Raw genomic sequence first — 10,972 nt, 5'->3', positions numbered from 1 at the left:
CCCGCCCTTACCCCCCGCCGCGCCGGCCGCGGGCCCGGACGGGACCGCGAGCCGCGTGGCCGCCTCGGGCGGGCCGCTGTCCGCCGGACGCGGCGCCGCGCACGTGGGCCTTCCCGTCCCCGCCGGCGACGCCGGAGCGGGCCGTGTGGTGGCCACCGGCCGCCCCGGCCCGGGACTCGACCGGGGCGCCGCCGCTCCGGGGCCCGGCCCTGCCGGATCCGGGTCTGTCGGAACCGCCTCCCTGGGCGGGGAGCCGGGCACCGCGGAGGCGGTGCGCGGGCCCGTACTGGGCGCTGCGGCGGCCGGGTCCGTACGGACCGGGCCGGGCCGGGATCCCGGTGCCGCGGCCGGGCGGGAGGACGGGGTGCGCGGGACGGCGGGGGGCGGGCGCCGGGGTGGCGGCTCCGAGGCGGCGGCCGACGGGGCCCGTTCGGGCGGCGGCGCGCTCGCCAAGGCGGCCGCCGTCACCGCCGGGCTCACCGCCGCCGGGGCGGTTTTCGGGCTGGTCCGCGACCAGACCATTGCGCACCTCTTCGGAGCCGGGCACGACAGCGACGCCTTCCTCATCGCCTGGACCGTCCCTGAGATGGCCTCGACGCTCCTCATCGAGGACGCCATGGCCCTGCTGATGGTGCCCGCCTTCAGCTACGCCCTGGCCCGCCGGGCCTCCAGCAGGGCCGGGCTCACCCGGCAGGAGGCCCGCGCGCAGGATCCCGTACGCCTGCTCGTGGGGGCCACGCTGCCGCGGCTGCTGGTGCTCCTGGCCGCCGTGGCCTCCGTGCTCATCGTCGCCGCGCCGCTCGTCGTGGGCGTGCTCGCGCCGGGACTGCCCGACCCCGGGCTCGCCGTCGAATGCACCCGGTGGACGGCCCTGACCGTGCTGTCCTTCGGCGTCGCCGGCTACTTCAGCGCCGCCCTCAGAGCGCACCGCTCCTTCGTACCGCCCGCCGCCATCTACGTGTCGTACAACGTCGGCATCATCGGGACCATGGTCGCCCTGCACGCCCTGTGGGGGGTGCGCGCCGCCGCCGCCGGGGTCGCCGTCGGCGGAGTGCTGATGGTCCTGGTCCAACTGCCCGCCTTCATCCGCAACGTGGGCTTCGGACCACCCCGGGCCAAGGGCGCCCCGCGCAGCCAGCGCGACCGCGACCGGCCGACGCTGATCGCCTTCGGGGTCATCGCCCCGGTCATCTTCTTCGCCGTGTTCCGGCAGTCCCAGGTGCTCGTCGAGCGGTTCCTCGCCGCCGGACTGCCGCCAGGCGCCATCTCGCACCTCAACTACGCCCAAAAAGTCGCGCAGATGCCCATGGTGCTCTCCCTGATGATCTGCACCGTCACCTTCCCCGTCGTCGCCCAGGCCATGGCCGGCGGGGAGCGGGAGAAGGCCCGCAGGCGGGTCGAGCAGGACCTCGCGCTCGCCTCGCTCGCCGTCCTCATGGGCACCGCACTCGTCATCGGGTACGCCCCACAGATCATCCAAGTCCTCTTCGAACGCGGGGCGTTCACCCCCGCCGACACCGCGGCCACCGCCTCCGTCATGCGGATCTACGGCCTCGGCCTGCTCGGCCACTGCCTCGTCGGGGCGCTCTCCCGGCCCTTCTTCTCCACCGCCCGCCCCACCTGGTTCCCCGCCCTCGCCATGGGCGCCGGACTCCTCGTCAACATCGTCGCCGGAGCCTTCGCCGTCGGCTGGTGGGGGACCTACGGGATCGCCGCCGCCAACGCGGCCGGCATCAGCACCACCGCCGTGCTGCTCCTCACCGGCCTCGGCTCGCGGATCATCGCCATCCAGGTCCGCCGGGTCGCCATCAGCATCGGCCGGCTCTCCGTCGCGGCCCTCGCCGCTTGCGCCACCGGCTGGATCGCCGGGCCGATGATCCCCGACCCGCTGGTCAGCGCCGCCCTCGGCTGCCTGCTGGTCCCGGCCATGTTCGGAGCCACCGGCATGGCCATACGGGCCCTGGAGGTCACCGCCCTGCCGGGCCAGCTCGCCCAGCTCACCGCTCACCTCACCTCCCAGCTCACCCAGAGGTTCCGCAATGTCCGCTGACACCGAAACGGCGCGCCCCGCCGCCGCGGCCCCCGCCCGCCGCACCGGCTCGCCGTGGGTCCTGATGTACCACTCCGTCGCCGAGTTCACCGATCCCGCCGAGGACCCGTACGGCATCACCGTCACCCCGCACGCGCTGGAGGCCCAGCTGCTGTGGCTGCGCTCCCGGGGGCTGCGCGGGGTGTCCGTCGGCGAGCTGCTGTCCGCCCGCGCCGCCGGGCGGGGCGCCGGGCTGGTCGGGCTGACCTTCGACGACGGCTACACCGACTTCCTGACCCGCGCACTCCCGCTGCTGCTCCGCCACGGCTTCACCGCCACCCTCTTCGTGCTGCCCGGGCGGCTCGGCGTCGACAACGTCTGGGACCCGCTGGGCCCCCGCAAGCCCCTCCTCACCGCCGAGGGCATCCGCGAAGTCGCCGCCGCCGGACAGGAGATCGGCTCGCACGGGCTGCTCCACCAGGACCTCACCGCGGCCCCCGACGACGTACTGGCGCAGGAGCTGCGCGGCAGCCGCGAGCTGATCCGGGAGCTGACCGGGACGCTGCCCGCCGGATTCTGCTACCCGTACGGGCACCTCGACGCGCGGGTCGTCGCCGCGACCCGGGCCGCCGGATACGGGTACGCCTGCGCCATCGACCCCGGCCGGCTCGCCGGACCGCACGCGATGCCCCGTACCCACATCAGCCAGGCCGACGGCGGCCCCCGCCTGCGGATCAAGCAGGTGCGCCACCAGGTGCGCGAGCTGCGGCGGGCGGTGCACCTGTGAGCCCCGGGAAGGTGCTGCACGTCATCACCGGACTCGGTGTCGGCGGAGCCGAACAGCAACTGCGGCTGCTTCTGCGGCACATGCCGATGCGCTGCGACGTCCTGACGCTGACCAACCCCGGACCGGTCGCCGAGGGGCTGCGCGCGGACGGGGTCCGCGTCGTCCACCTCGGGATGCGCGGCAACCGCGACCTGGGGGCGGTCCCGAAGCTGGCCAAATTCATCCGGCGGGGCCGCTACGACCTGGTCCACACGCACTTGTACCGGGCCTGCGTGTACGGGCGCCTCGCGGCCCGGCTCGCGGGCGTACGGGTGAGCGTGGCGACCGAACACTCCCTGGGAGCCGCCGAGATGGAGGGGCGGCCGCTGTCGGGCGGGGTGCGCGCCCTGTACCTGGCGAGCGAGCGGCTGGGAGCCGCGACCGTGGCCGTCTCGGACACCGTGGCGGCCCGCCTGGAGGCCTGGGGGGTCCCGGCCGGGCGGGTGCACGTGGTGCCGAACGGGATCGAAGCCGTGCGGTTCCGCTTCGACGAGGGCGTACGGCGGGCCACCCGGACCCGGACCGGACTGCCCGAGCGGGCCTTCGTGGTCGGCGGCGTCGGCCGGCTGGTGCCGGGCAAACGGTTCGACGTCCTGGTGCGGGCGGTGGCGGCGCTGCCCGGCGCGCACCTGCTGCTCGCCGGGGACGGGCCGGAGCGGGCGGCGCTGCGCCGGCTCGCCGCGGAGCTCGGGGCGCAGGGCCGGATCCACCTGCTGGGGGAGCGGGATCCGCTGGGCGACTCCGCCGACGGGCGGACCCCGGGGATCCCGGCGCTGCTCGCGGCGATGGACGTGTTCGTGTCCCCGTCGAAGGAGGAGGCCTTCGGGCTCGCGGTGATCGAGGCGCTGGCGGCGGGGCTGCCGGTGCTGCACGTCACCTGCCCGGCGATCGACGACCTGCCCGCGGCGCAGGCGCCGGGGGCGCGGCGGATCGGCACCGGCACGGAGGAGCTCGTCGCGGCGCTGCGGGGGCACATGGAGGCCGGCGTCCGGCGGCTGCCGCCGCCCGAGGTGGTGCGGCGCTACGACATCGGCCGTTCGGCGGCGCAGCTGCGGCACGTGTACGACCTGGCGATGTCCGCTTCGCCGGCCGGGTCCCGGGGTGCGGCGCCGTTGCCGGGGACCGGTCCCCGGACCCCTGCTCCTCACACGCCGGAGGGGCTGGATTTGGGCTCGGCGGGGCTGGATTCGGCCCAGGCCGGCTCGGACCGTGCGGCGCCGCTGCCGGGGGCCAGCCCCCGGACCCCCGCTCCTCAAACGCCGGAGGGGCTGGGTCTTGGCTCGGCCGGTCCGGATCTGGGGTCGGCCCGTCCGGATTCGGGTTCGGCCGGTCCGGATCTGGGGTCGGCCCGTCCGGATTCGGGTTCGGCCGGTCCGGATCTGGGCTCGGCCCGTCCGGATTCGGGCTCGGCCGGTCCGGATATGGCCCCGGCGCGCGACATCGGCTGATCCGAGCCCGCAGGGGTCCGCACCGGGCCCCGAAGCAAGCACCCTTCCACCAGGAAAGAGGTACGCACATGGCGGACACCGCCGACCAGAAGAAGTCCACCCACCGGCGCAGGGTGCGGCTGCTGCCGGCGCCCGCGTGGTGGCCGCTGCCCGCCGCCGCCTTGCTGGGGCTCGCGGCCGGCGGGGCGTACGGGGTGCTCAAGGCACCCGAGTACGCCGCCACCAGCTACGTCGTCGCGGTCCCCGACGACACCACCGAGCCGGCCACCGCCCTCGGCTTCGCCCAGGCCTACGCCCGCATCGCCACCAGCAGTTCGACCCTCGCGTACGCCCAGCCCCGCGCGGGCATCGGCGTGGCGAAGCTGCGGACCCAGGTGCGTGCCGAGACCTCCCCCGAGTCCCCGATGATCGCCATCACCGGCACCGCGAAGAGCGCCGGTGAGGCCGCCGACATCGCCAACGCCGTGGCCGACGCCCTGTCGCTGAGCAGCAACCAGGCCGCCAAGAACACCGGCGTGCAGTTGCTCCTCTTCAACCAGGCCGTCGCGCCGAGCGACCCCGCCTCCGCGTCCCCCGCCCTCAGCGGTGCGGTCGGGCTGTGCGCCGGCGGGCTGCTGGGAGGGCTGTGGCTGCTGGCCCGGCCCGCCGCCCGGCGCCGGGACGAGGGGCCCGTGGCGGAAGCCGCCGTGGAGAGCGTCGAGGAGTACGCCTCGCTGCCCGCGCAGGGTGAGCCGGCCGCGGCCAAGGAGAAGGAGTCGGTGCGATGACCTTCGGCTCCTCCGGCTCCGCCGGGGCCCTGTCGGTGACGCTGTGCCGCGATCCCCGGCAGTTCGCCGCGCTGGAGGAGCCGTGGAACCGGCTCGTCCGCGCGTGTCCCACCGCCACTCCGTTCCAGAGCCACGCCTGGCTGCACTCCTGGTGGCTGTCCTACGGCAAGGACGGCCGGCTCCGCATCGTCCTGGTGCGGCGCGGGGAGGAGCTGGTCGGCGCGGCCGCGCTGATGCTCGTACACCGGCCGCTGCCGCTGCTCGTGCCCCTCGGCGGGGGCATCACCGACTACTTCGACGTGCTCGTGGCCGCGGCCCACGCCGACCAGGTCGTCCCCGCCCTGGCCAACGGTCTGCACCGGGCCGCCCGGGGCGCGGTCGTCGACCTGCGCGAGGTGCGGCCCGGGGCCGCCGCCGAGGCCGTGTACGCGGCCTGGCCCGGGATCGGCAGCAAGCTCACCGACTCGACGTGCATGGAGCTGCCGGCCATGCCCTTCGACGAGCTGGTCAAGCGGATGCCGTCCTCCGGCGCCCAGCGGGTGCGGGCCAAGCTCCGCAAGACCGACGCGGCGGGGATCGAGGAGCACGAGGTCACCGAGCAGGAAGTGCCGCGCGCGGTACGGACCTTGCTGCGGCTGCACGAGAAGCAGTGGCGGGGCCGCGGGGTGACCCCCGAACACCTCAAGCCCCGCTTCGCCGAACACCTGACCCGGGCCACGCGGCGGATGGTGCGCGCGGGGGAGGGGCGGCTGGCCGAGTTCCGGCTCGACGGGAAGGTGGTGGCCGCCAACCTCACCCTGCTCTCCGGGGCCCTCAGCGGCGGCTACCTCTACGGCGCCGATCCCGATCTGCGGGACCGGAAGGTGGACGTGGCCACGCTGCTGCTGCGCTACGAGACCACCCGCGCGCTCGCCGAAGGCCGCCCGGTGGTGAGCTTCCTGCGCGGCAACGAGCCGTACAAGAACCACTGGCGGCCGCGGACGGTGGTCAATCAGCGCTTCCTGATGGCCACGGCCGCGCTCGCGCCCCTGCTGCGACTGCACGAGTCGCAGGTGACGGGGCGCGAGCGGGCGGTGGACGTACTGCGGGAGGCGTTGCCGGCCGCCAGGGACTGGCGGGTGCGGCTCAACGAACTGCGGGTCCGATGACCCCGACTCCCCGCCTAGAAGGGCCAGAAGCCGGACTCCTTGCCCCAGTCGACCTTGACGCAGACCGACTGCTTGCCGACCAGCTTGGAGAGCCACTCGCCGAAGTTGATCGGCACGCACCACTCCGTGCTGTTGACGGGCGGTACGGGCGGCACGGGCGTCGTCGGCTTGGGCACCGGCGAAGGCACCACGGGATCCGGCTTGGGCACGACCAGGCTCGGGCTCGGGCTCGGGCTCGGGACCTCCGGGACGACCGGGCTGACCTGGGGGGACGGGACCAGCGGGCTCGGCTCGACGGGGCTGGGCACGGCCGGGCTGGGCACGGCCGGGCTGGGGACGGCCGGGCTGGGGACGGCCGGGCTGGGGACGGCCGGGCTGGGGACGGCCGGGCTGGGGACGGCCGGGCTGGGGACGGCCGGGCTGGGCTCGACCGGGACCTCAGGGCTCGGGACCACGGGCGAGGGAGTCGGAACGACCGGGCTCGGGACCAGCGGACTGGGCTCGACCGGACTGGGCTCGACCGGGCTGGGCTCCACGGGGCTCGGGACGGCCGGGCTCGGGACCAGCGGGCTGGGAACGGCCGGGCTGGGGACGGCCGGGCTCGGCTTGACCGGACCGGTTTCGACCGGGCTCGGGACCTCCGGGCTGGGGAGCACGACCGGCGGGGTGACGACCGGCGTCGGGATCTCCGGCGTGGGGATCTGCGGGGTCGGGACGACCGGCGTGGGCACCACGGGGGTCGGGACGACCGGGGTCGGGATCACCGGGTCGGGCCGCTGCGGGGTCAGCGCCTCGCGGAAGACCTTCGTCGAGGCCGGGTTCTGCTTGCACTGCCAGACGCCGTGCGGGCAGTAGTCGGTGATGGTGTGGTAGAGCGGCTTCTGCTTCTGGATCCACTGCAGCATGCGCCGCATGTACTCCGGGTTGTCCCCGTTGCGGAACAGCCCCCACTCCGGGTACGAGATCTCTTTGCCGTGTGCCCGCGCGAAGTCGACGTGGTGCTGGAGCCCGTACGGCTGGCTGATCTGCTCGTCGAAGTTCCGGCCGGGACCCTGGTCGTACGAATCCATCCCGATGATGTCGACGACGTCGTCGCCCGGGTAGCACTTGGTCCAGCCGATCGCGTCCGTGCCGCGGTTCGGGTTGAAATCGAACTTGAACTTCTGGCCGGGCACGGAGCGCATCGTGCTGACGACGCGCTTCCAGTACGCCTTCCAGTTCTCCGGGTCGGGACCGCAGCGGTGGGTGTACGTGGTGCCGTTCATCTCCCAGCCGAGCACGATCACCGTGTCCGGGACGCCCAGCGCCACCAGCCGTTCGGCGAGCTTCTTGAAGTGCCGGTCGTACTGGCCGTCCGCGCCCGCCCGGATCAGCTGGACCACCTGGTAGTCGGGGACCCTGGCTTCGTTGCGCTCCTGCATGGGCACGTTGAGGACGAACAGCCGGTCGTCCCGCTGGCGCCGCCACTGCGCCCAGTCGTCGAGGAAGCTGACGTTGCCCTCGATGCCCGCCCACTGGTCGCCGGGCAGATAGGTGTGCCCGACCCGGATCTCCTTGCCGCCCAGCCAGTTCGACAGGAACGGGATGCGGGCCACTCCGGGCGGCCCGTAGTCGAGGTAGGCGCCCATGGCGATCTCGGACCCGGTGCTCTGCTCCTCGGGTGCCGCGAGGGCGGCCCCGGTCGCGAGCAGTCCGGCCGTCACCGTTCCGATGCAGGTGCTCGCCAGTCGGCGGCGTGGTCTGGGCATGGCGTCTCCCGAGCTTTCCTGAATCGGTGTGCTTACCAAAGACGTTAGGCATCACATCTGACGAATGGCCTGTCCGGTGACCTCTTCCTAGGCCATTCGCACGTGCGCATCCTCCCCGCTTGGTCCGACTAGGTGAAAGACACCGTTCCCATGCACGCGCATCCCAGCCAAGTGCCAGCAGTTCTGCTCAGACTCGATCGGAATCCGTTCCACCACGGAACCCTCGGCGCCGTCAGATCCCTTGGGCGCACGGGTGTGGAGGTCCATGCCGTCGTCGAGGCCGGGGGAGGTCCCATGGGGCGTTCGCGCTACCTGCGTGCCGTGCACCCCGGCCCTTCGGGCGGCGTCGACCCCGAAGCGCCCGAAGCGCTGCTGGAATGCCTGACCGGGGTCTCCGAGCGGATCGGCCGCCCGGCGGTGCTCATCGCGATGGACGACCTGAGCGCGATCGCGGTGTCCCGGGTCGGCCCGATGCTGACGGACCGTTTCCGGATTCCCCATCAGCCCGACGACCTGCCGGCGCGGGTGGCGGACAAGGCCGAGCTGTCGCGGCTCTGCGCCCGGTGGGACGTACCGCACCCGGAGACCGTGATCCCGGGGAGCGGGGCCGAGGCGGCGGAGGCCGCGTGGCGGCTGGGGCTCCCGGTGATCGCCAAGTGGAGCCGGCCGTGGCTGCTGCCCGCGGGCACGGGCCTGCGCAGCACCACCCTGCTCCAGTCGGCCGCCGAGGCGCGCCGGCTGTACGAGCGCTCGGCGGAGGCGGGGAGCCGGCTGCTGCTCCAGCGGTTCCTGCCGGCCGGGCCGGACACCGACTGGTTCTTCCACGGCGCGTTCGCCCGGGGCGGGCGACCGCTGCTCACCGGGTCGGGGCGCAAGGAGCTGTCCTGGCCGGTGCGGACGGGGCTGACGGCGGTCGGGCGGTGGCTGCCGGACCCGGCGGTGGAGGAGGCGGGGCTGCGGCTCGCCGAGCGGCTCGGCTACCAGGGGATCCTGGACCTGGACTTCCGCCGGGACGAGCGGGGCGTCTTCCGCCTGGTGGACTTCAACCCGCGTCCGGGTGCGCAGTTCAGGCTCTTCACCGACACGGGCGGCCTGGACGTGGTCCAGGCGATGTACCTGGATCTGACGGGCCAGCGGGTCCCGGAGCCGTCCGGGGGACCGGGCCGGGTCTTCGTGGCGGAGAACTACGCCCTGCTCGCGGCGGTGCGCGGCCGCTCGCTCCCGCGCCGCCCCCCGGCCCCGCCCGCCGGGGCGGGCGCCGAGCCGGGGAGGTCCGTACGGACGGCTGCGGCGGCCCCCGCGCGCCGGGGCCGGGGCCGGGAGCGGGGGCGGGTGGAGGCGGCGTGGTTCGCGGCCGACGACCCGATGCCGTTCCTGGCGATGCTCGCCGCCTTCCTGGGGCGGGGCGCGGTCAAGGGCATGCGGGTGCTGCGCGGGGTCCCCGCGCAGGGCCGCCGGACGGCCCGGGCGGTGGTCCGCGCACCGCGCCAGCGGGGCCGGGAGCTGCCCCCGTCCGCCGCGGCCGGGGCATCCGGCGGGTCCGGCTCGCGGACGGCTCCGCCGGAGGCCCCGGCGGAGCCGGACGAATTGGTGACGCGGTGACGCCGTAGGGGCATAAGACGCATAGGGGCAGAAGGTGCATGGGGGTGTGAGTGCGCGGGGCGGCGCGGGGCGCGGGTGGCAGGGGACGAACCATGAGGCTGGAGGGACTGCGGTGACACGGATGGACGACCTCGTGGTGGTCGGAGCGGGGCCCTACGGGCTGTCGATCGCCGCCCACGCGGCCGGGGCGGGGCTCGGGGTGCGGATCCTGGGGCGGCCCATGGCCTCCTGGCGGGACCACATGCCCGAGGGCATGTACCTCAAGTCGGAGCCGTGGTCCTCCAACCTCTCGGCCCCCGACGGGCGTTACACGCTGGCCGAGTACTGCGCGGGCCGCGGGATCGCCGCCGAACACGGAACTCCGCTGCCCATCGGGACGTTCAGCGCGTACGGGCTCTGGTTCGCCCGGCACGCAGCACCCCCGGTGGAGGAGGCGACCGTCACCGAAGTCACCCCGCAGGGCGGGGGTTTCCTGGTCCGCACCGCCGAGGGGCCGCCGCTGCTCGCCCGGACGGTCGCGCTGGCCGTGGGCGTGATGCCCTTCGTCCGGTACCCGGAGGCGCTACGGGAACTGCCCGCGGCCCACTACTCGCACAGCAGCGGCCACCGCGACCTGACCCGCTTCGCCGGCCGCGAGGTCGCCGTGCTCGGCGCCGGGCAGGCGGCCCTGGAGACCGCGGCCCTGCTCGCGGAGAACGGCGCCCGGCCGTGCCTCGTGGCCCGGCGCTCCCGGCTGAACTGGAACACCGTCCCGCAGCCGCTGCGGCGGCCCCCGCTGCGCTCCCTGCGCGATCCGCACAGCGGCCTCGGCACCGGCTGGCGCAGCTGGGCCTGGTCGGAGCTGCCCTGGGCGGTGCGCCGGCTGCCCGCGCCCACCCGGGAGCGGATCGCGGCGACCGCGCTCGGCCCGGCCGGAGCCTGGTGGCTGCGGGAGCGCTTCGAGCGGCGGGTCCCGGTCCTGCTCGGGCACCGGTTGCAGCGGGCGGTCCCGGCGGGCGGGCGGACCCGGCTCGGGCTGTCCACCGCCGCCGGGGAGTCCGTCGTCCTGGACACCTCGCACGTGATCGCGGCGACCGGCTTCGCCCCGGACCTGGCCCGGCTGGAGCTGCTCGACGCGGGGCTGCGGGCCGCGCTGGGCACCGTAGGGGCGAGCGGGACGCCGGAGCTGAGTTCCGGCTTCGAGTCCTCGTGGCCGGGGCTGTTCTTCGCCGGGCTGCTGACCGCTCCCTCATTCGGCCCTTCCATGCGATTCGTGCACGGCGCCGGCTTCACGGCGGGGAGACTGGTGTCAGGAGTCCGCAAGCGTCTGGGGGCCCGGAGCCCTCTGACGGGTTCCACCGGTGCGCCCCGGACCGACCGGGCTTCGACTGCGGGGCACAAAGCGTGAGAGCCAGTCACACAACG

General features: G+C 74.9%; 7 protein-coding genes and 1 pseudogene. 7 read left to right on the top strand and 1 reads right to left on the bottom strand.

Going from position 1 to position 10,972, the window contains the following annotated elements:
• The 5 genes and pseudogenes from murJ to ACFWBW_RS28280 form a co-directional block, all read left to right on the top strand.
• A partial coding sequence (gene murJ, locus ACFWBW_RS28300) for a murein biosynthesis integral membrane protein MurJ (protein ID WP_385377971.1) occupies positions 1-2,050 on the top strand: 2,050 nt, incomplete at its 5' end.
• Positions 2,040-2,816 carry a polysaccharide deacetylase family protein gene (locus tag ACFWBW_RS28295; RefSeq protein ID WP_385377968.1) on the top strand — a complete coding sequence of 259 codons (777 nt, stop codon included), beginning with the start codon at positions 2,040-2,042 and terminating at the stop codon, positions 2,814-2,816. The genes murJ and ACFWBW_RS28295, both read left to right, overlap by 11 nt.
• A pseudogene (locus ACFWBW_RS28290) lies at positions 2,813-3,955 on the top strand (glycosyltransferase); the annotation flags it as partial. The gene ACFWBW_RS28295 and the pseudogene ACFWBW_RS28290, both read left to right, overlap by 4 nt.
• A gap of 416 nt (positions 3,956-4,371) precedes the next feature.
• The gene (locus ACFWBW_RS28285; RefSeq protein WP_385377965.1) at positions 4,372-5,070 is read left to right on the top strand and encodes a lipopolysaccharide biosynthesis protein; all 699 of its coding nucleotides are present in this window, start codon (positions 4,372-4,374) and stop codon (positions 5,068-5,070) included.
• A complete protein-coding gene (locus ACFWBW_RS28280; protein ID WP_385377962.1) occupies positions 5,067-6,218 on the top strand; it encodes a GNAT family N-acetyltransferase in 1,152 nt (383 codons plus the stop codon). Before ACFWBW_RS28285 ends, ACFWBW_RS28280 begins: the two co-directional genes overlap by 4 nt.
• 14 nt (positions 6,219-6,232) lie before the next feature.
• Here ACFWBW_RS28280 and ACFWBW_RS28275 read toward each other — a convergent pair whose 3' ends face one another.
• Positions 6,233-7,966, bottom strand: coding sequence for a glycosyl hydrolase (locus tag ACFWBW_RS28275; protein WP_385377959.1), 1,734 nt, complete (start codon positions 7,964-7,966; stop codon positions 6,233-6,235).
• Between the two features lie 294 nt (positions 7,967-8,260).
• Here ACFWBW_RS28275 and ACFWBW_RS28270 point away from each other — a divergent pair, with 294 nt between their 5' ends.
• On the top strand, positions 8,261-9,568 hold the full coding sequence (locus ACFWBW_RS28270; protein ID WP_385377956.1) for an ATP-grasp domain-containing protein: 1,308 nt from the start codon (positions 8,261-8,263) through the stop codon (positions 9,566-9,568).
• Positions 9,569-9,689: 121 nt separating this feature from the next.
• Entirely contained in the window at positions 9,690-10,955 is a 1,266-nt protein-coding gene (locus tag ACFWBW_RS28265) for an NAD(P)-binding domain-containing protein (RefSeq protein WP_385377953.1), read from the top strand.
• The last annotated feature ends 17 nt before the right edge of the window (positions 10,956-10,972 follow it).

The organism is Streptomyces sp. NPDC059957, assembly GCF_042730015.1.
Lineage (GTDB): Bacteria > Actinomycetota > Actinomycetes > Streptomycetales > Streptomycetaceae > Streptomyces.
The sequence above is the reverse complement of the archived record's forward strand: the minus strand, read 5'-3'. Positions and strand labels throughout refer to the sequence as shown.

What these genes read in the sequence shown, in the direction of transcription:
- ACFWBW_RS28295 (WP_385377968.1), top strand. Translation starts at nt 2,040, where the DNA reads ATGTCCGCTGACACCGAAACGGCGCGCCCCGCCGCCGCGGCCCCCGCC.
- ACFWBW_RS28285 (WP_385377965.1), top strand. Translation starts at nt 4,372, where the DNA reads ATGGCGGACACCGCCGACCAGAAGAAGTCCACCCACCGGCGCAGGGTG.
- ACFWBW_RS28280 (WP_385377962.1), top strand. Translation starts at nt 5,067, where the DNA reads ATGACCTTCGGCTCCTCCGGCTCCGCCGGGGCCCTGTCGGTGACGCTG.
- ACFWBW_RS28275 (WP_385377959.1), bottom strand. Translation starts at nt 7,966, where the DNA reads ATGCCCAGACCACGCCGCCGACTGGCGAGCACCTGCATCGGAACGGTG.
- ACFWBW_RS28270 (WP_385377956.1), top strand. Translation starts at nt 8,261, where the DNA reads ATGGGGCGTTCGCGCTACCTGCGTGCCGTGCACCCCGGCCCTTCGGGC.
- ACFWBW_RS28265 (WP_385377953.1), top strand. Translation starts at nt 9,690, where the DNA reads ATGGACGACCTCGTGGTGGTCGGAGCGGGGCCCTACGGGCTGTCGATC.